14 protein-coding genes are annotated in these 19,921 nt (G+C 66.5%); 13 read left to right on the forward strand and 1 reads right to left on the reverse strand.

Going from position 1 to position 19,921, the window contains the following annotated elements:
• Nucleotides 1–154 precede the first annotated feature (154 nt).
• The 3 genes from rpmE to VL129_RS04830 all read left to right on the forward strand — a co-directional run bounded on the left by rpmE (nt 155) and on the right by VL129_RS04830 (nt 2,588).
• Nucleotides 155–367 carry a 50S ribosomal protein L31 gene (gene rpmE, locus VL129_RS04820; protein WP_325410638.1) on the forward strand — a complete coding sequence of 71 codons (213 nt, stop codon included), beginning with the start codon at nt 155–157 and terminating at the stop codon, nt 365–367.
• A gap of 23 nt (nt 368–390) precedes the next feature.
• Nucleotides 391–1,194, forward strand: coding sequence for a thermonuclease family protein (locus tag VL129_RS04825; protein ID WP_325410640.1), 804 nt, complete (start codon nt 391–393; stop codon nt 1,192–1,194).
• Nucleotides 1,195–1,319: 125 nt separating this feature from the next.
• Nucleotides 1,320–2,588, forward strand: coding sequence for a malic enzyme-like NAD(P)-binding protein (locus VL129_RS04830; RefSeq protein WP_325410642.1), 1,269 nt, complete (start codon nt 1,320–1,322; stop codon nt 2,586–2,588).
• 70 nt (nt 2,589–2,658) lie between these two features.
• On the opposite strand, the gene VL129_RS04835 is transcribed toward VL129_RS04830, so the two are convergent.
• Nucleotides 2,659–5,076 (reverse strand): penicillin-binding protein 1A, encoded by a 2,418-nt coding sequence (locus tag VL129_RS04835; RefSeq protein ID WP_325410644.1) that lies wholly within the window; start codon nt 5,074–5,076, stop codon nt 2,659–2,661.
• A 175-nt stretch (nt 5,077–5,251) separates the two neighbouring features.
• Between VL129_RS04835 and VL129_RS04840 the strand changes: the two genes are divergently transcribed.
• The 10 genes from VL129_RS04840 to VL129_RS04885 all read left to right on the forward strand — a co-directional run bounded on the left by VL129_RS04840 (nt 5,252) and on the right by VL129_RS04885 (nt 19,789).
• Nucleotides 5,252–6,316 (forward strand): pilus assembly protein PilM, encoded by a 1,065-nt coding sequence (locus VL129_RS04840; RefSeq protein ID WP_325410646.1) that lies wholly within the window; start codon nt 5,252–5,254, stop codon nt 6,314–6,316.
• Entirely contained in the window at nt 6,316–6,891 is a 576-nt protein-coding gene (locus tag VL129_RS04845) for a PilN domain-containing protein (protein WP_325410648.1), read from the forward strand. Before VL129_RS04840 ends, VL129_RS04845 begins: the two co-directional genes overlap by 1 nt.
• Nucleotides 6,888–7,511, forward strand: coding sequence for a type 4a pilus biogenesis protein PilO (pilO, locus tag VL129_RS04850; protein ID WP_325410650.1), 624 nt, complete (start codon nt 6,888–6,890; stop codon nt 7,509–7,511). The genes VL129_RS04845 and pilO overlap by 4 nt, the downstream gene beginning before the upstream one ends.
• Entirely contained in the window at nt 7,508–8,035 is a 528-nt protein-coding gene (gene pilP / locus VL129_RS04855; protein WP_325410652.1) for a type 4a pilus biogenesis lipoprotein PilP, read from the forward strand. Before pilO ends, pilP begins: the two co-directional genes overlap by 4 nt.
• 44 nt (nt 8,036–8,079) lie before the next feature.
• The gene (locus tag VL129_RS04860; protein WP_325410654.1) at nt 8,080–10,140 is read left to right on the forward strand and encodes a type IV pilus secretin PilQ; all 2,061 of its coding nucleotides are present in this window, start codon (nt 8,080–8,082) and stop codon (nt 10,138–10,140) included.
• Nucleotides 10,141–10,144: 4 nt separating this feature from the next.
• Complete coding sequence (aroK, locus tag VL129_RS04865) at nt 10,145–10,663, forward strand: shikimate kinase AroK (protein WP_325410656.1); 519 nt, start codon at nt 10,145–10,147, stop codon at nt 10,661–10,663.
• A gap of 51 nt (nt 10,664–10,714) precedes the next feature.
• Nucleotides 10,715–11,818, forward strand: coding sequence for a 3-dehydroquinate synthase (gene aroB, locus VL129_RS04870; protein ID WP_325410658.1), 1,104 nt, complete (start codon nt 10,715–10,717; stop codon nt 11,816–11,818).
• 3 nt (nt 11,819–11,821) lie between these two features.
• On the forward strand, nt 11,822–13,417 hold the full coding sequence (locus tag VL129_RS04875; protein ID WP_325410660.1) for an AAA family ATPase: 1,596 nt from the start codon (nt 11,822–11,824) through the stop codon (nt 13,415–13,417).
• Between the two features lie 411 nt (nt 13,418–13,828).
• Nucleotides 13,829–18,277 carry a glutamate synthase large subunit gene (gene gltB / locus VL129_RS04880; protein WP_325410662.1) on the forward strand — a complete coding sequence of 1,483 codons (4,449 nt, stop codon included), beginning with the start codon at nt 13,829–13,831 and terminating at the stop codon, nt 18,275–18,277.
• Nucleotides 18,278–18,367: 90 nt separating this feature from the next.
• Entirely contained in the window at nt 18,368–19,789 is a 1,422-nt protein-coding gene (locus VL129_RS04885) for an FAD-dependent oxidoreductase (RefSeq protein WP_325410664.1), read from the forward strand.
• Nucleotides 19,790–19,921: the final 132 nt, after the last annotated feature.

The raw sequence follows: 19,921 nt of genomic DNA on the forward strand, positions 1-19,921 counted from the left end.
CGATCCCTGGCAGATTGCCGGCGATCTTAACAAGAGCGCGCGGGTGTCGTGCGCTCTTGCAACGAGGGGGCGCTCTGGTATCATCCGCCGCCTGTTTTGCGTGCGGTATTCGGCATAGGGCCGGATGGCGGCACGCCCACTCGAGGACGTACCCATGAAAGCCGATATCCATCCGAACTACGTCGAGGTCGCCGCGACCTGCTCCTGCGGCAACGTGATCAAGACCCGCTCGACCCTGGGCAAGGATCTGAGCATCGACGTGTGCAACGAGTGCCACCCGTTCTACACCGGCAAGCAGAAGGTGCTGGACGCTGGCGGCCGTATCGATCGCTTCAAGCAGCGCTTCGGCGTGTTCGGCGCCAAGTAAGGCCCGACATTTCGGGAAGCCCCATGGGTATTTCCGTGCTGCACAAGAAGGCGCCCCGCTGGGGCGCCTTTTTTATTGCCGCGCTGTTGATGGATTCTGCCGCGGCGCTGTGTGCGCTGCCCGGCGAGGGCGAGGTGGTGCGGGTCGAGCGCGTGGTGGATGGCGACACCGTGCGTCTGGAAGGCGGGCGGCGCGTGCGGCTGATCGGCGTGAACACGCCGGAGCTGGGCGGGCAGGGGCGACCGGGCGAGCCGTATGCGCAGGCGGCGCGGCGCTTCGTTGCCGACCGGGTGAGCGAGAACGGTGGGCGTCTGCGCCTGCTGCCCGGCGTCGAGCGTCGCGACGCGCACGGGCGCGAGCTGGCGCACCTGTATGACCGCCACGGGCGCAATCTGGCCGCCTTGCTGCTGGACGAGGGCCTGGCGCTGCAGGTAGCGGTGGCCCCCAACCTGCGCCTGGTGGATTGCCACCACCAGGCCGAGCGCCGCGCCCAACTGGCCGGCAAGGGCGTCTGGCGAACGCCGCCGGCAATAGCCCCCGCACAGCTGACGCATCCCGGCTTTGCTCTGGTGCGCGGCCGCGTCGCCCGGGTGGCGCGCAACCGGGGCGGTCTGTGGCTAGAACTGGACGGCGGGCTGGCGCTGCGCATCAGGCCGCAGCATCAGGCGCGCTTCGGCGCCCTGGAGCCCGAAAGCCTGACCGGCCTCACGGTGGAGGCGCGCGGCTGGGTGCTGGAACGTACGCGCCCGGCGCCCGGACAGGCGCGCTGGCTGCTCGAGCTGGAGCATCCGGTTTCGCTGCGCCGGGACGCTGATGCGGGGATGTGACGCTCTGTCGCATTGCATTGCGCAAATTCGCGACCTTTTTACGCACCGTACGGCACCCGCTTGTGGGGGGGTATTCTTCTTTCGTATGCTCGCTGCCCTGCACAAAAAAAGCGGATACCTACACCATGTCTGATCTGAAAACAGCCGCTCTCGACTACCATGCCCTGCCGCGCCCCGGCAAGCTGAGCGTCGAACTGACCAAGCCCACTGCCACCGCCCGCGACCTGGCCCTGGCCTACAGCCCCGGCGTGGCCGAGCCGGTACGCGAAATCGCCCGCGATGCCGAGCTGGCCTATCGCTACACCGGCAAGGGCAACCTGGTCGCGGTGATTTCCGACGGCACGGCGATCCTCGGCCTGGGCAATCTCGGCCCGCTGGCCTCCAAGCCGGTCATGGAAGGCAAGGGCGTGCTGTTCAAGCGCTTCGCCGGCGTCGACGTGTTCGACATCGAGGTGGACGCGGAAAGCCCGCAGGCCTTCATCGACACCGTCAAGCGCATCTCCATCACCTTCGGCGGCATCAACCTCGAAGACATCAAGGCACCCGAGTGCTTCGAGATCGAGCGCACGCTGATCGAGCAGTGCGACATCCCGGTATTCCACGATGACCAGCACGGCACCGCCATCGTCACCGCGGCCGGCATGCTCAACGCGCTGGAAATCGCCGGCAAGAAGATGGAAGAAGCGAAGATCGTCTGCCTGGGTGCCGGCGCCGCCGCCACCTCGTGCATGAAGCTGCTGATCAGCATGGGTGCCAAGGTCGAGAACATCTTCATGATCGACCGCAAGGGCGTGATCCACGCCGGCCGCGACGACCTGAACCAGTACAAGGCGATGTTCGCCCACGAGACCGACAAGCGCACCCTGGACGACGCGCTGGAAGGCGCCGACGTGTTCGTCGGCCTGTCCGGCCCGGATCTGCTGAGCGCCGAAGGCCTCAAGCGCATGGCGGCCAACCCGATCGTGTTCGCCTGCTCCAACCCGGATCCGGAAATCAAGCCGGAGCTGGCCCATGCCACCCGCAACGACGTGATCATGGCCACCGGCCGTTCGGACTACCCGAACCAGGTCAACAACGTGCTGGGCTTCCCCTTCATCTTCCGTGGCGCCCTGGACGTGCGTGCCAAGCGCATCAACGAGGAAATGAAGATCGCCGCCGCCCTGGCCCTGCGTGACCTGGCCAAGCTGCCGGTGCCCAAGGAAGTCTGCGACGCCTACGGCCTGTGCGGTCTGGAGTTCGGTCGCGAGTACATCATTCCGAAGCCGATGGATCCGCGCCTGATCACCCTGGTGTCCGACGCGGTGGCCAAGGCCGCCATCGAGAGCGGTGTGGCCACGCTGCCCTACCCGAAGAACTACCCGCTCAAGTCGGTGGACGACGTGTTCAACGTCTGATGCGCTGAGCAGAAACAGAAAACCCGCCGAGAGGCGGGTTTTTTGTGGGCGGGATCTGCGGTCTCGCAGATCAGAACAGGTCGATCGGCGCCACCTCGTCGGCTGGCAGCGGGCTGCCTGGCGTGCCGGCGTCCAGCTCGCCCAGAGGCGGCGGCGAATCCTCGCTCTTGAAGACTTCGAAGTAGGCGTTCGGCGTGGCGGCCGACGCGGCGCGACCGGTGACCGGATCGATGCGCAGGCTCAGCAGGCCGCCGGGCTCGGGCAGCGTCCGGGACGGCTTGCCGCTGAGTGCCGGACCCATGTAGTTCATCCAGATCGGCAGCGCCACGGTGCCGCCGTACTCCCAGCGGCCGAGGCTTTCCGGCTGGTCGAAGCCGGCCCAGACGGTGGTCACGTAGTCGCCGTTGTAGCCGGTGAACCAGGCGTCCTTGGATTCGTTGGTGGTGCCGGTCTTGCCGGCCAGGTCGTCGCGCTCCAGCGCCAGGGCGCGGCGGCCGGTGCCCTTGGTGATCACGTCCTTGAGCATGCTGTCGAGGATGAAGGTGGTGCGTGAATCGACGATCTGCTCGGCGATGCGCGGCTGCGTGTCGTCTGCCGGTGCCACGTCGCTGACCGTCTGCAGGCTCTCGGTCCTGGCGCTGGCGGCAACGGTTTCGCCGGGCCGGGGTGCGCGCGCCGGGTTGGCCTGGAAGATGACCTTGTTGTCGCGATTCTCCACGCGCTGGATCAGGTACGGAGTGACCTTGTAGCCGCCGTTGGCGAACACGCTCCAGCCGGCGGTGATCTCCAGGGGCGTAAGCGCGGCGGTACCCAGCGCCAGCGACAGGTCGCGGGGCAGGTTTTCGCGCGGGAAGCCGAAGCGGTCCATGTAGTTCAGCGCGTACTGGATGCCGATGTTCTGCAGCAGGCGGATCGATACCAGGTTGCGCGAGCGGTACAGCGCCTCACGCAGGCGGATCGGGCCGAGGAAGGTATTGTTGTCGTTCTTCGGTCGCCAGGCCTCGTCCATGCTGGAGTCGTGGTAGACGATTGGTGCGTCGTTGACCAGCGTGGCCGGCGTGTAGCCGCGATCCAGCGCTGCGCTGTACAGGAACGGCTTGAAGCTGGAGCCGGGCTGGCGGCGCGCCTGCACCACGCGGTTGTAGTTGCTCTGCTCGAAGGAGAAACCGCCGACCAGGGCGAGGATGGCGCCGTCCTGCGGATTCAGCGAAACCAGCGCGCTTTGCGCGGTGGGCAGCTGACTGAAGGCCAGGCTGCCATCCGGCTGGCGCTGCACGCGGATCAAGTCGCCGGGTTGCACCACGTCGCCGGGCTGCTTCGGCCAGTCGCCGACGTTGTCGGTGTCCAGGTAGGGGCGGGCCCACTTCATGGTTCCCCAGCTCACCGGCTCCTCGCCCTGGCTGGTCAGCACCAGGATGCCGTCTTCTTTCAGCTCGCTGACGATGGCCGGCTGCAGGCCGCCGAGGCTGCGCTGCTCGGCCAGCTGCTGCTGCCAGGCTTCGTGGGTTTGGCCGCGATAGCGGGCTTCCGGGCCACGGTAACCGTGACGCTGGTCGTAGCTCTGCAGGCCCAGGTGTACGGCGCTGTTGGCGAAGCTCTGCAGGTCGCTGGGCACGGTGGTGTAGACGTTGAAGCCTTCCGTGTAGGCCTCGCTGCCGTACAGACCGACCATTTCCGAGCGGACCATCTCCGCCACGTAGGGGGCGTTCAGTTCCGGAGTCGGAATGTGCAGGCGTACCTCGACCGGCTCGGCCAGCGCGTCCAGGTAGCGCTGCTGGTCGATCTTGCCGAGGCGATACATGCGCCCGAGGATCCAGTCGCGGCGCTCCTTGCTGCGCTCCGGGTTGGCCACCGGGTTGTAGCGCGAGGGCGCCTTGGGCAGGCCGGCGATCATCGCCAGTTGGGCCAGGCTCAGCTCCTGGATGGATTTCCCGTAATAGATCTGTGCGGCGGCCTCGATGCCGTAGGCGCGGTTGCCCAGGTAGATCTTGTTCACGTACAGCTCGAAGATCTCGTCCTTGCTCAGGTCGCGTTCGATCTGCAGGGCCAACAGGATTTCCGTGATCTTGCGCGAGAAGCTCTTTTCGCTGGTCAGGAAGTAATTCTTCGCCACCTGCATGGTGATGGTGCTGCCGCCGGACTGGATCTGGCCCGATTTCAATAATTGCGTGGCAGCGCGCATCAGCCCACTGACGTCAACGCCATAATGATTCGCGAAATTGTCATCCTCCGCAGCCAGCAAGGCTTCGATGAAATCGCGGGGGATGGCTGCGAAATCCACGGGGGTTCGCCGCATTTCGCCGTACTCGGCGATGAGCTTTCCGTCGCTGCTGTAGATCCGCAGGGGAATCTGCAACTGGATGCTGCGCAGCGCCTCGACGGAAGGCAGTGTGGGATTGATGTAGAGGAAGGCGCCGCTGAGGCTCAGCGCCAGACCGCAAACGACGGCGAAGCCGGACCACACGACGAATTTCAGCAGGCGAATCAAGGTGGCGGATTTCCAGAATTGAGGGTGGGCGTCAGGCCGACGGGCCGGGAAAAGCGGCTCGCATTATAAGCGCTTTCCCTTCCGGCGAGCCATTTGGCCTCCTGTCAAGAGGGCTGCTGGATGTCGAGCGGCATCACAGTGTTGCTAAGTCACGGATGCGGATGGGGAAACGGGCGTGCCAGGACTCTTCAGTAAAAAGGCCAATGCGGTGCTCGGCGTCGATATCAGTTCGACCTCGGTCAAGCTGCTCGAATTGAGTCGCTCGGGAAACCGCTACAGGGTCGAGGCCTATGCGGTCGAGCCGCTGCCGGCCAACGCGGTGGTGGAAAAGAACATCGTCGAGGTGGAAGGCGTGGGCCTGGCGCTGGCTCGCGTGCTCGGCAAGTCGCGCGCCAGCGCGCGCCAGGCGGCGGTCGCGGTGGCCGGCTCGGCGGTGATCACCAAGCTGGTGGAAATGGATGCCGGTCTGAATGACGAAGAGCTGGAAACCCAGCTCAAGCTTGAGGCGGACCAGTACATCCCCTATCCGCTCGAGGAAGTGGCGATCGACTTCGAAGTGCAGGGTCCGGCGCCGCGCAATCCCGAGCGGGTCGAGGTGCTGCTGGCGGCCTGTCGCAAGGAAAACGTCGAGGCGCGCGAGGCGGCCCTGGCGCTGGCCGGGCTGACGGCGCGGGTGGTGGATGTCGAGGCCTATGCGCTGGAGCGCACCTACGAGTTGCTGGCGCCCCAGCTGGACAAGCGGCGCGAGGACCTGGCCGTCGCGGTGGTCGACATCGGCGCCACCATGACCACCCTGAGCGTGCTGCGCAACGGGCGCACCTTATATACCCGCGAACAGCTGTTCGGCGGCCGCCAGCTCACCGAGGAAATCCAGCGCCGCTACGGCCTATCGCTGGAGGAAGCCGGGCTGGCCAAGCGCCAGGGCGGCTTGCCCGAGGATTACGAGCGCGAGGTGCTGCAGCCGTTCCGCGAGGCGGTGGTGCAGCAGGTGTCGCGCTCGCTGCAGTTCTTCTTCGCCTCCGGCCAGCTGCATGAAGTGGACTGCATCCTGCTGGCCGGCGGCACCGCCTCCATTCCCGGCCTTGCCCGTCTGATCGAGGAAAAACTCGGCACGAGCACGCGGGTGGCCAACCCGTTCGCCGACATGACGCTCAACAGCCGCATCAATGCCGCGGCGCTGGCCGCCGACGCGCCGGCGCTGATGATCGCCTGCGGCCTGGCGATGAGGAGTTTCGACTGATGGCCCGCATCAACCTGCTTCCGTGGCGCGAGAAGCTGCGCGAAGAACGCCGGCAGCGTTTCCTGGCGACCCTGGGCGGTGTGCTGCTCGCCGCCGCCGGGCTCGTGTTCCTCAGCGACCAGTACCTGAGTCTGTCCATCGAACAGCAGAGCGCGCGCAACGATTACCTGCGCAAGGAAATCGCCGTGCTGGACGCCCGCATCAACGAAATCAGCGAGCTGCGCACCCGCCGCCAGCAACTGCTCGAACGCATGAAGATCATCCAGGACCTGCAGGGCAACCGTCCGATCATCGTGCGGGTCTTCGACCAGTTGGCGCGCACCCTGCCGGACGGCGTGCATTTCAGCGAGCTGAACATGGCCGGCAAGAATATCGCCATCCGTGGCGCGGCCGAGTCCAACAGCAAGGTGTCCAGCCTGATGCGCAACCTGGACGGCTCCGACTGGCTGGCCGCGCCGAACCTCACCGAGGTCAAGGCGGTAACCGCCGGCGCGGTCGAGCAGGCCAACGTCTTTCAGCTGACGGTGCAGCAGGTGGTGCCCGAGGTGCGCGAGGAACGAGAGGTGAAGCAATGAGTCTGGCCCAATCCCTGGAAGGGCTGCGCAAGGTCGACCTTGCCGACCTCGATCTGAACAACCTCGGCTCCTGGCCGGCGCCGGTCAAGGTGATCGCCGCCGCGCTGCTGTTCGCCGTGACGCTATTTCTCGGCTACCAGTTTCATCTCAAGGAGCTGCAGGGGCGGTTGGATCATCAGCGCGGCGAGGAAGTCTCCCTGAAGGAGGACTTCACCAAAAAGGCCTTCCAGGCGGCGAACCTGGAGGCGTACCGGGCCCAGCTAGTGCAGATGGAGGAATCCTTCGGCGCCATGCTGCGCCAGTTGCCCAGCGACACCGAGGTACCCGGCCTGCTGGAGGACATCACCCGCACGGGGCTGGGCAGTGGCCTGGAATTCGAGGAAATCAAGCTGCAGCCCGAAGTGGTGCAGCAGTTCTACATCGAACTGCCGATCAAGATCAGCGTGGTCGGTGGCTATCATGACCTGGCCACCTTCGTCAGTGGCGTGGCCAGCCTGCCGCGCATCGTCACGCTGCATGATTTCGAGATCAAACCCGTCAAGGATGGCGGCGCCAGCAAGCTGCGCATGGCCATCACCGCCAAGACCTACCGCTACAACGACAAGGGGGTGACGCCATGAGCCGCCTTCGCGCCGTGCCGGTCGCCGCATTGCTCGCCAGTCTGGCGGGCTGCGGTATCGGCCACGATTTCCAGGATCTGCAGGGCTTCATGGACGAGGTGCGCGCCCGCCCGAAGGGACGCATCGAACCGATGCCCAGCTTCCAGCCCTATGAAGCCTTCACCTACAGCGCCGCCAGCCTGCGCAGCCCGTTCCAGCCGCCGGTGCCCATCGACCTGGCGCGTCAGCAGCGCGGCTCGAAGGACATCAAGCCGGACGAGCAGCGCGTGCGGCAGTTCCTCGAGGGCTTCAACATCGAACTGTTCGAGATGGTCGGCAGCCTGTCCAACGCCGAAGGCATGTTCGCCCTGGTGCGGGGCGCTGGCGGCGTGCACCGGATTCGCATCGGCGACTACCTGGGACGCAACCACGGCAAGGTGGTGGCGATCGAGACCGGCAAGGTCGATGTGCTGGAGATCGTCCCCGACGGCGACGGCGGCTGGCTCGAGCGGCCGCGCAGCATGACGCTCAAGGAGCGCTCCTAATGATCAACAACCAGAACAGCCTGTCTGTACAACGGAACGCACGCATGAACAGCATTTTCACGCGCCTTGGCCTGTCGCTGCTGGCGACCCTGCTCGCCCCGCACGCATTGGCGGCTACCCTGCAAAGCCTGGATGTGGCAACCCTGCCGGGTGACCGGGTCGAGCTCAAGCTCGGCTTCGACCAGCCGGCGACCACGCCACGCGGCTACACCATCGACCAGCCGGCGCGCATCGCGCTCGACCTGCCCGGCGTGACCAGCCGGATCGGCGCGAAGAACCGTGAGCTGGGCATGGGCAACGCGCGCAGCCTGAACATCATGGAGGTCAAGGACCGCACCCGGCTGATCGTCAACCTCGACCGGCTGACGCCCTACAGAACCCGGGTCGACGGCAACTATCTATATGTGGTGCTGGGCGAACAGGCGGCCGCGCCGGCGCCGCTGGTGGCCAGCGTGCCGACGCCGCAGGCCGCCACGGCCGGCGGCCGGGTGATTCGCGGCGTGGATTTCCAGCGCGGCGAGCAGGGCGAGGGCAACGTCATCATCGACCTGAGCGATCCGAGCATGGCGCCGGATATCCAGGAGCAGGGCGGGCGCATCCGCCTGGAGTTCGCCCGGGCCCAGTTGCCCGAGTCGCTGCGTCTGCGCCTGGACGTCAAGGATTTCGCCACCCCGGTGCAGTTCGTCAGCAGCAGCGTGCAGGGTGACAAGGCGGTGATCAGCATCGAGCCCAGCGGGCAGTATGACTTCATGGCCTTCCAGACCGACCGGCGCCTGACCCTCAGCGTCAAGCCGCTCAGCGATCGCGAACTGGAGCGCCGCAAGGCCGAGCGCTTCGCCTACACCGGTGAAAAGCTTTCGCTGAACTTCCAGGACATCGAAGTGCGCTCGGTGCTGCAGCTGATCGCCGACTTCACCAACCTCAACCTGGTGGCCAGCGACACGGTGCAGGGCAGCATCACCCTGCGCCTGCAGAACGTGCCCTGGGACCAGGCGCTGGAGCTGGTGCTCAAGACCAAGGGGCTGGACAAGCGCCAGGTCGGCAACGTGCTGCTGGTGGCGCCGGCCGCCGAGATCGCCGAACGCGAACGCCAGGAACTGGAAGCCCAGCGCCAGGTGGCCGAGCTGGCGCCGCTGCGCAAGGACGTGATCCAGCTGAACTACGCCAAGGCCTCGGAGATCGCCAAGCTGTACGAAGATGAGTCCGCCAAGGGCACCCTCAAGGATGACATGCGCGGCTCGGTGATCTTCGACGACCGCACCAACAGCCTGCTGGTCACCCTGACCCAGGAACGCATCGACGAGCTGCGGCGCATCGTCACCCTGCTGGACGTGCCGGTGCGCCAGGTGATGATCGAGGCGCGCATCGTCGAAGCCAACGTCGACTACGACAAGAGCCTCGGCGTGCGCTGGGGTGGCACCCAGACGTTCGCCAACGACCGTGGCGCCTTCTACGGCAACGACGACCGTGGCGACGAGGGCGGCAAGAGCGGCGCGGACAGCAACGGCAACTTCCCCTTCGTCGACCTGGGCGTGCTGGGCCGCACCTCGGGCTTCGGCATCGGCTACGTGACCGACAACCTGATCCTCGACCTCGAGCTGACCGCCATGGAGAAGACCGGCAACGGCGAGATCGTCTCCCAGCCCAAGGTGGTCACCGCCGACAAGGAAACCGCCAAGATCCTCAAGGGTTCGGAGATTCCCTACCAGGAAGCCAGCTCCAGCGGCGCCACCTCCACCTCGTTCAAGGAAGCTGCGCTGTCCCTGGAAGTGACCCCGCAGATCACCCCGGACAACCGCATCATCATGGAAGTGAAGGTCAACAAGGACGCCCCGGACTTCGCCAACGCCATGAACGGCATTCCGCCGATCAACAAGAACGAGGTGAATGCCAAGGTGCTGGTGGCCGACGGCGAGACCATCGTCATCGGCGGGGTGTTTTCCAATACCCAGATCAAGGGTGTGGAGAAGGTGCCCTTCCTCGGCGACGTGCCTTTCCTCGGCCGGCTGTTCCGCCGCGACATCGTGCAGGACAAGAAATCCGAGCTGCTGGTCTTCCTGACTCCGCGTATCATGCACAGCCAGGCGTTAGCTGTGAGTCGTTAGGGTTGTGCAAAATCTGATCATCGTGGGCCCGATGGGCGCTGGCAAAAGCACCATCGGGCGTCTGCTTGCCAAGGAACTGCGTCTGGACTTCAAGGACTCCGACAAGGAGATCGAGGTGCGCGCCGGCGCGAACATCCCCTGGATCTTCGACGTCGAGGGCGAGCAGGGCTTTCGCGACCGCGAACAGGCCATGCTGGCCGAACTGTGCGAAGCACAGGACCAGGTGATCGCCACCGGCGGCGGCGCGGTGATGCGCCCCGAGAACCGGCGGACCTTGCGCGCCGGCGGCCGGGTGATCTACCTGCACACCTCCGTGGAACAGCAACTGGCGCGCACCGCCCGGGATCGCAATCGCCCGCTGCTGCGCACCGCCAACCCCGGGCAGGTACTGAGCGACCTGCTGGCCATCCGTGATCCGCTGTACCGCGAGATCGCCGATCTGATCATCGAGACCGACGAGCGTCCCCCGCGCCTGGTGGTGCTGGAAATCCTGGCGCGCCTCAAGGGCCTTCCCGAGCGTTAATGCCGGCGTCTAACTGGGGTATCCTAGCCCCCTGATCAAATCGGGGGCCCCATGCAGACTCTTCACGTCGATCTCGGAACGCGCAGTTATCCCATCTATATCGGCCGCGGCCTGCTCGACGACGGCACGCTGCTGGCCCGCCACATCGTCGGCCGCCAGGTGGCCATCGTCAGCAACGAGACGGTGGCGCCGCTGTATCTCCAGCGCCTGTCGACGGCCCTCGCCGATTTCAAGCAGACCCACATCGTGCTGCCCGACGGCGAGGCCCACAAGAACTGGGAAACCCTGCAGCTGATCTTCGACGGCCTGCTGCAGGCCCGCCACGACCGGCGCACCACGGTGATCGCCCTGGGCGGCGGGGTGATCGGTGACATGGCCGGCTTCGCCGCCGCCTGTTACCAGCGCGGCGTGAACTTCATCCAGGTGCCCACCACGCTATTGTCCCAGGTCGATTCCTCGGTGGGCGGCAAAACGGGCATCAACCACCCGCTGGGCAAGAACATGATCGGCGCCTTCTACCAGCCGCAGGCGGTGCTGATCGACACCGCCAGCCTGGCCACGCTGCCGGCCCGCGAGTTCTCCGCCGGGCTGGCCGAGGTCATCAAGTACGGGCTGATCTGCGACGAGCCGTTCCTCGGCTGGCTGGAAGCGCACATGGACGCGCTGCGCCAGCTCGACGATGCCGCCCTGAGCAGCGCCATCGAGCGTTCCTGCGCGGCGAAGGCCCGCGTGGTGGGTGCCGACGAGCGCGAATCCGGCATCCGCGCCACCCTCAACCTCGGGCACACCTTCGGCCACGCCATCGAAACCCACATGGGGTATGGCGTGTGGCTGCATGGCGAAGCCGTCGGCGCCGGCACCGTGATGGCGCTGGAGATGTCCCGACGCCTGGGCTGGATTTCCGAGGCCGAGCGCGACCGCGGCATTCGCCTGCTGCGCCGCGCCGGTCTGCCGGTGGTGCCGCCAGGCGAGATGACGCCCGAACATTTCCTCGAGCACATGGCGGTGGACAAGAAGGTGCTCGATGGCCAGCTGCGCCTGGTACTGCTGCAGCGCCTGGGCGAGGCGGTCGTCACCGCGGATTATCCCCGCGAAGTGTTGCAGGCTACCCTGACTACCGATTACCGCGCCCTCGTCGATTCGCTAGGAGATTGAGTCATGAGCAACCTTCACGCCGAGGACGTGTTCCTCAGCCACTACCAGTTCAGCCATGACCCCTTCGCGGCGCGGGTGCCCAACTTCAAGTTCTTTCCGGCGCAGCGCAAGCCGCTGCTCGCCCAACTGCTGCACCTGGCCCGCTACAGCCAGCTGCTGCTGCTGGTGAGCGGCCCGCTGGGCAGCGGCAAGACCCTGCTGCGCCAGGCGCTGGTCGCCACCTGCAACAAGCAGACGGTGCTGCCGGTGGTGCTCAACGCCAGCGCCGGCGGCAGCGCCCAGGCCCTGCTGTTGCAGATTTCCCAGGTGCTCGGACTGCCCGCCGCCGATTCGACCACCATCCAGCAGCATGTCGAGCAACTGGCGCAGACCGGCCAGGCGGTGTTCCTGCTGGTGGACGACGCCGAGCTGCTGAACAGCGAGGCGCTGGCCGAACTGCTGGTGCTCGCCCAGGGGCCCGAGGAAGGCCGCGCCCACGTATTCCTGTTCGGCGAGCCGCAGACCGCCGAGCGACTGACGGCGCTGGGCGACGATGACCAGGAGGAGCGCTTCCATGTCATCCCCCTGCAGCCCTACAGCGAGGAGGAGACCCGCGACTACCTGGCGCTGCGCCTGCAAGGCGCCGGCCAGGGCATCAACCTGCTCAGCGACGAACAGGTGAGCGAGATTCACCAGCGCTCCGGCGGCTGGCCGGGGCCGATCAACGAGGTGGCCCGCGACCTGATGGTCGAGGCCATGCTGGAAGAACGCGGCCTGCTGCGTCCGACGGGCTTCCAGTTCAACCTGCCACGCAGGCACCAGCTCGGTCTGCTCGGCATCCTGCTGGCGGTGGCAGCCGGCTGGTTCTGGCTGGGCGGCGGCGAGGAACCGGCGGACGACGCGTTGGCGCCGCGCGCGGCCGCGCCGGTCGAGCGCCACGCCGTGACTCGCTCGGCGGCACCCGAGGTGCCGCGCGTGGAATTCGCCAATGCGCCGCAGCCGCTGCCGTTGCCGAGTGCGCCTGTGCGCCCGGCGGCCGCGCCCGTTGCCGCGCCGCAGCCGGCCCCGGCCCCGGCCCCAGCGCTGGCCCTGCCATTGCCCGCCGAATCGGCGACTGCCCAGCCGGTGGCGGCGCCTGTCGCGCCGACTCCGACTCCGGTTCAGCCGCCCGCGCCGGCTGTGGTGCAGGTGGCCAGCGAGCCGCCCGCGACGACCGTTACCCTGCCGCTGCCCGAGCCGGTAAGCGCCGCCCCCGTCGCCCCGCAATCCCGGCCGGCCACTCCGCAGGTCGCCAGCCTGCCGCTGCCGCCGACCCAGGCGATGATCCAGGGCCCCTCCACCGACTGGTATCTGAGTCAGTCCGCCCAGCACTACACCTTGCAGGTGCTGGCGGTCAGCTCTGAGTCGGCGGCCCGCGACTTCGTCAAGGAACTGGGCAGCGACTACCGCTACTACCGCAAGGTCCAGCAGGGCAAGGCGCTGTTCGTGGTCACCACCGGCAGCTTCGCCGATCAGTCCATCGCCAAGGCGGCTATCGACAAGCTGCCCGCCAAGGTGCGCGGCGGCAAGCCCTGGGCGCGCAGCTTCGCCGGCATCCAGCAGGAGATCGCCCGGCCCTGAGCCGGTCGGACCTTGGGCGGGGCCGTCGCCCACCCAGCAGCTCGCGGCTGAAGCCGCGAAGCTCTTCCACAGAGCCCGGCGGACAAGAAGCGCCTTGTCCATTCTCCGGATCTTTGTCGCTTTTCAGACAATTAACTTCGCCTTTCTGACTCTAAAAAGGGCTGGAGGCCGCGTCGTGCGCGGTTTTCGTGCACTTGCCCTAACATGGTGCATTAACCGCATCGTTCGCTTTTGCGACATAAACTTTCAGTTTTCAGCCATTTTTGCGTTGTCCGGGATTTGGGCGCTGTGTAAGATGGCCCCCGTTTCAGTCGCCACGGCCCCTGTCAAGCGCGCCTGGGCGATGCGCTAACTGATTGATTTTGAAAGCAATGTGCCTTCCCAGCGAAGGCCGTCAGGCGAGATTCCCCTATGAAAGCAGGTCTGTACCAACCCGAAGCGTTCAAGGACAACTGCGGCTTCGGCCTGATTGCCCACATGCAGGGCGAGGCCAGTCATCACCTGCTCAAGACCGCCATCCAGGCGCTGACCTGCATGACCCACCGGGGCGGCATCAACGCCGACGGCAAGACCGGCGACGGTTGCGGCCTGCTCATCCAGAAGCCCGACCTGTTCCTGCGCGCCGTGGCCCGTGAAGAATTCAATGTCGAGCTGCCGAGCCAGTACGCAGTGGGCATGGTGTTTCTCAATGCCGACCCGGTGAAGGCCGAAGCGGCGCGTGCCAACATGGACCGCGAGATCCAGGCGGCGGGCCTGAAACTGATCGGCTGGCGCAAGGTGCCGGTGGATACCTCCGTGCTGGGTGAACTGGCCCTGGCACGCCTGCCGCAGATCGAGCAGGTGTTCATCGGTGGCGAGGGCCTGTCGGATACCGCCTTCGCCGTGCAGCTGTTCCGCGCCCGCCGCCGCTCCTCGGTGAGCAACGCCGCCGACACCGACCACTACGTGTGCAGCTTCTCGGCGCAGACCCTGATCTACAAAGGTCTGATGATGCCGGCCGATCTGACCCGCTTCTATCCGGACCTCAACGACGAGCGTCTGCAGACCGCCATCGCGGTGTTCCACCAGCGCTTCTCGACCAACACCCTGCCCAAGTGGCCGCTGGCCCAGCCGTTCCGCTTCCTGGCCCACAACGGCGAAATCAACACCATCCCGGGCAACCGCAACTGGGCGCAGGCACGTCGCCTGAAGTTCGCCAACGAGCTGATCCCCGACCTGCAGGAGCTCGGCCCGCTGGTCAACCGCGTCGGTTCCGACTCCTCTAGCATGGACAACATGCTGGAGCTGCTGGTGACCGGCGGCATGGACCTGTTCCGTGGCCTGCGCATGCTGATGCCGCCGGCCTGGCAGAACGTCGACACCATGGACGTCGATCGCCGCGCCTTCTACGAATACAACTCCATGCACATGGAGCCCTGGGACGGCCCGGCCGGCATCGTGCTCACCGACGGCCGCCACGCCGTGTGCCTGCTCGACCGCAACGGCCTGCGTCCGGCGCGCTGGGTCACCACCAAGAATGGCTACATCACCCTGGCCTCTGAAGTCGGCGTCTGGGACTACCAGCCCGAGGACGTGCTGGCCAAGGGCCGGGTCGGTCCGGGGCAGATCCTCGCCGTGGATACCCACACCGGCGACGTGCTGCACACCGACGACATCGACAGCCGCCTGAAGTCGCGCCACCCCTACAAGAAGTGGCTGCGTCAGAATGCCCTGCGCATCCAGTCGACCCTGGACGACAACGACCACGGCGGCCCGCAGTACAGCAGTGAGCAGCTCAAGAGCTACATGAAGATGTTCCAGGTCACCTTCGAGGAGCGTGACCAGGTGCTGCGTCCGCTGGCCGAGCAGGGCCAGGAGGCGGTGGGCTCGATGGGCGACGACACGCCGATGGCCGTGCTGTCGCGCCGCGTGCGTTCGCCGTATGACTACTTCCGTCAGCAGTTTGCGCAGGTCACCAACCCGCCGATCGACCCGCTGCGCGAAGCCATCGTCATGTCGCTGGAAACCTGCCTGGGTGCCGAGCGCAACGTCTTCGAAGAAACCCCGGAGCACGCCAACCGCGCGATCCTCAGCAACCCGGTGATCTCCCCGGCCAAGTGGCGGACGATCATGGAGCTGGATCGTCCCGGCTTCGAACGGCATGTCATCGAGCTGAACTACGACGAGTCGGTCGGCCTGAAAGCCGCCGTGCGCGGCTTCGCCGACCAGGCCGAAGCGGCGGTCAAGGCCGGCAAGGTGCTGCTGATCCTCAGTGACCGCAACATCGCTCCCGGCAAGCTGCCGGCGCATGCTGCGCTGGCCGTCGGCGCCGTGCACCACCGCCTGGTGGAGAAGGGCTTGCGCTGCGACTGCAACATCCTGGTGGAAACCGGCACCGCCCGTGACCCGCACCACTTCGGCGTGCTGCTGGGCTTCGGCGCCACCGCCGTGTACCCGTACCTGGCCTATGAAGTGCTGGCCGACCTGATCCGCACCGGCGAAGTGCTGGGTGACGTCTACGAAGTCTTCAAGTACTACCGCAAGGGCATCTCCAAGGGCCTGCTGAAGATCCTCTCGAAGATGGGCATCTCCACCGTGGCTTCGTACCGTGGCGCCCAGCTGTTCGAAGCGGTCGGCCTGGCCGACGAGGTGGTCGAGCTGAGCTTCCGTGGCGTGGCCAGCCGCATCAAGGGCGCGCGCTTCGTCGATCTGGAAAGCGAGCAGAAGCTCCTCGCCGCCGAAGCCTGGACGCCGCGCAAGGGCATCCAGCAGGGTGGTCTGCTGAAGTTCGTGCACGGTGGCGAGTACCACGCCTTCAACCCGGATGTGGTCAACACCCTGCAGGCCGCGGTGCAGACCGGCGACTACGCCACCTTCAAGCAGTACACCGCGCTGGTGGACAGCCGTCCGGTGTCCATGCTCCGCGATCTGCTCAAGGTCAAGGAAGCCGCCCAGCCGCTGTCCCTCGACGAGGTCGAGCCGCTGGAAGCGATCTTCAAGCGTTTCGATGCCGCCGGCATCTCCCTCGGCGCGCTGTCGCCGGAAGCCCACGAAGCCATCGCCGAAGCCATGAACCGCATTGGCGGGCGCTCCAACTCGGGCGAGGGCGGCGAGGACCCGGCGCGCTACGGCACGCTGAAGAGCTCGAAGATCAAACAGGTCGCCACCGGCCGCTTCGGCGTCACCCCGGAGTACCTGGTCAATGCCGAAGTGCTGCAGATCAAGGTCGCCCAGGGAGCCAAGCCGGGTGAGGGCGGTCAGCTGCCCGGCGGCAAGGTCAACGGCCTGATCGCGCGACTGCGCTACGCCGTGCCGGGCGTGACGCTGATCTCCCCGCCGCCGCACCACGACATCTATTCCATCGAGGACCTGGCGCAGCTGATCTTCGACCTCAAGCAGGTCAACCCCAAGGCGCTGGTCTCCGTGAAGCTGGTGGCCGAGCCGGGCGTGGGCACCATCGCCGCCGGCGTGGCTAAGGCCTACGCGGACCTGATCACCATCTCCGGCTACGACGGTGGCACCGGCGCCTCGCCGCTGACCTCCATCAAGTACGCCGGCTCGCCGTGGGAACTGGGCCTCTCCGAGGCGCACCAGACCCTGCGCGGCAACGACCTGCGCGGCAAGGTGCGCGTGCAGACCGACGGCGGCCTGAAGACCGGCCTGGACGTGATCAAGGCCGCCATCCTCGGCGCCGAGAGCTTCGGCTTCGGCACCGCGCCGATGATCGCCCTGGGCTGCAAGTACCTGCGCATCTGCCACCTGAACAACTGCGCCACCGGCGTGGCCACCCAGAATGACCTGCTGCGCAAGGAGCACTTCATCGGCACCGTGGACATGGTGGTGAATTTCTTCACCTTCATTGCCAGCGAAACCCGCGAGTGGCTGGCGCGTCTGGGCGTGCGCAGCCTGGAGGAACTGATCGGCCGCACCGATCTGCTGGAAATCCTGCCCGGCGAGACCGACAAGCAGGGCCAGCTGGATCTGACCCCGCTGCTGGGCAGCGACCTGATCCCGGCCGACAAGCCGCAGTTCTGCCAGGTGGAAAACAACCCGTCCTTCGACCCCGGCCTGCTGGCCGAGGAGATGGTCAAGCTGGCCGGCATGGCCATCGCCGACAAGCTCGGCGGCGAGTACGCGCTGAACATCTGCAACTGCGACCGCTCCATCGGCGCGCGGGTCTCCGGCGAAATCGCCCGGCGCCACGGCAACCAGGGCATGGTCGATGCGCCGATCACCTTCCGCTTCAAGGGTACGGCCGGGCAGAGCTTCGGCGTGTGGAACGCCGGCGGCCTCAACCTGTACCTGCAGGGCGACGCCAACGACTACGTGGGCAAGGGCATGACCGGCGGCAAGATCGTCATTACCCCGCCGGCCGGTAGCCAGCTGGATACCCGCGAGTCCGCCATCGTCGGCAACACCTGCCTGTACGGCGCCACTGGCGGCAAGCTGTTCGCCGCCGGCACCGCGGGCGAGCGCTTCGCGGTGCGCAACTCCGGCGCCCACGCGGTGGTGGAAGGCACCGGCGATCACTGCTGCGAGTACATGACTGGCGGCTTCGTCTGTGTGCTGGGGCGTACCGGCTACAACTTCGGCTCGGGCATGACCGGCGGCTTCGCCTACGTGCTGGACGAGGACAACAGCTTCTTCGACCGGGTGAACCACGAGCTGGTGGAAATCCAGCGCATCACCGGTGAGGCGATGGAAGGCTATCGCAGCCACCTGCAGAAGGTGCTCGCCGAGTACGTGGCCGAAACCGGCAGCCCGTGGGGCACCGAGCTGGCCGAGAACCTCGACGACTACCTGCGTCGCTTCTGGCTGGTCAAGCCCAAGGCCGCCAGCCTGAAGAGCCTGCTGGCCAGCACCCGCGCCAACCCGCAATAACCCGTGACCCGGGGCAGAACCTTCTGCCCCGACCCAGATTCCGCGAGCGGGCACCCAAGATGCGCCGCCGCTGCCAAGAGGTTTTTAGTCATGACTGAACGTCTGCATAACGACTTCCAGTTCGTCGACGTTGATCGCCAGGACCCGAAGAAGAAGCTGCTGCGGGTGCGCAAGAAGAACTTCGTGGAGATCTACGAGCCCTTCAAGCCTGACGAGGCCGGTGAGCAGGCGCACCGCTGCCTGGAGTGCGGCAACCCGTACTGCGAGTGGAAGTGCCCGGTGCACAACTACATCCCGAACTGGCTGAAGCTGGTCTCGGAAGGCAACATCCTGGCCGCCGCCGAGCTCTCCCACCAGACCAACACCCTGCCGGAAGTCTGCGGCCGCGTCTGTCCGCAGGACCGCCTGTGCGAGGGTGCCTGCACCCTGAACCAGACCGGCTTCGGCGCGGTGACCATCGGGTCGGTGGAGAAATACATCACCGACACCGCCTTCGCCATGGGCTGGCGCCCGGACCTGTCCAAGGTGGTGCCGACCGGCAAGCGTGTCGCGGTGATCGGCGCCGGTCCGGCGGGCCTGGGCTGCGCGGATATCCTGGTGCGCAACGGCGTGACCCCGGTGGTGTTCGACCGCAACCCGGAGATCGGCGGCCTGCTGACCTTCGGCATCCCCGAGTTCAAGCTGGAAAAGCAGGTGCTGACGCGTCGTCGCGAAGTGTTCACCGGCATGGGCATCGAGTTCCGCCTGAATACCGAGGTCGGCAAGGACATCGGCATGCAGCAGCTGCTGGACGAGTTCGATGCGGTGTTCATGGGCATGGGCACCTACACCTACATGAAGGGCGGCATCCCGGGTGAGGACCTGCCCGGCGTGCATGCCGCGCTGGATTTCCTGGTGGCCAACGTCAACCGCAACCTGGGCTTCGAGAAGTCGCCGGCCGACTTCGTCGACATGAAGGGCAAGAAGGTGGTGGTGCTCGGCGGTGGCGATACCGCCATGGACTGCAACCGCACCTCGATCCGCCAGGGTGCCAAGAGCGTCACCTGCGCCTACCGCCGCGACGCCAAGAACATGCCGGGCTCGCGCCGCGAGGTGAAGAACGCCAAGGACGAGGGCGTGAAGTTCCTGTTCAACCGCCAGCCGGTGGCCATCGTTGGCGAAGACCGCGTGGAAGGCGTCAAGGTAGTGGAAACCCGCCTGGGCGAGCCGGATGCCCGTGGCCGCCGCAGCCCCGAGCCGATCCCGGGTTCCGAGCAGATCCTGCCGGCCGACGCCGTGGTGATCGCCTTCGGCTTCCGCCCCAGCCCGGCGGCCTGGTTCCAGGACTTCGAGATCGGCACCGACGAGCAGGGCCGGGTGGTTGCGCCGGAGCAGGGTCGCTTCAAGTTCCAGACCGGCAACCCCAAGGTGTTCGCCGGCGGCGACATGGTGCGCGGCTCGGACCTGGTGGTCACCGCCATCCACGAAGGCCGCCAGGCCGCCGAGGGTATTCTCGATTACCTGGGCGTTTGATCCGTCGTAATCGCGGCTGCAGCCGCTCCTACAGGGTTTGATGCGTACTGGTAGGAGCGGCTCAGCCGCGATCGCTTTTCATGGTGGAGGTCCGGCCCCACGGGACTCCCTGCCGTTCGCGCCTGACGCCGA

This window comes from Pseudomonas sp. (assembly GCF_035497915.1).
In the GTDB taxonomy this organism is placed as follows: Bacteria; Pseudomonadota; Gammaproteobacteria; order Pseudomonadales; family Pseudomonadaceae; genus Serpens.